Source organism: Streptacidiphilus pinicola, from assembly GCF_003258295.1.
Classification (GTDB): domain Bacteria; phylum Actinomycetota; class Actinomycetes; order Streptomycetales; family Streptomycetaceae; genus Streptacidiphilus; species Streptacidiphilus pinicola.
The window spans coordinates 47,163-47,547 of the sequence record NZ_QKYN01000010.1 but is presented as its reverse complement, the minus strand read 5'-3'; the positions used below and the strand labels follow the sequence as shown (position 1 = coordinate 47,547).

The 385-nt window shown below is 74.8% G+C and carries 2 pseudogenes; both read right to left on the bottom strand.

The annotated features are described in order from the left end of the window. Positions 1–199: pseudogene (locus DN069_RS40830) on the bottom strand (hypothetical protein); the annotation flags it as partial. A gap of 11 nt (positions 200–210) precedes the next feature. Further along, a pseudogene (locus DN069_RS41240) lies at positions 211–385 on the bottom strand (dienelactone hydrolase family protein); the annotation flags it as partial.

Here is a 385-nt window from a genome sequence, read left to right as displayed (position 1 = left end):
CAGAGGGCAGGCGTGGCCGGGCCAGACAACCGACCGGCGCACCCGGAGGCAGCACTGCCGCCAACAGCGCCTGCGCGAGCCGGTTGCTGCGCGCGTCCAGCTCCCCGGAGCTGACGGTCCGTCCGCCCTCCGTGACGGCAGGCGCGTCGGGGCGGTGGACGGCATGGTCGCGGACGGCGTCGGGCAGGAACGGGCCCATGCGGGTCCCCCATCGTGGTCGGCGCGGGTCATCCGCAGGTACCAGGCGTTCAGCCAGTCCTCCGTCTCGAAGACGTCGGGTTCGGCGACGTGGAGCTGGACCGGGATCTCGGTGGCCGCGTCCTCCGGCAGGTCCGAGGTGCCGTGCAGGAGCAGCAGGCCGCGGGCGCGTTCGTCGGCCAGCGCG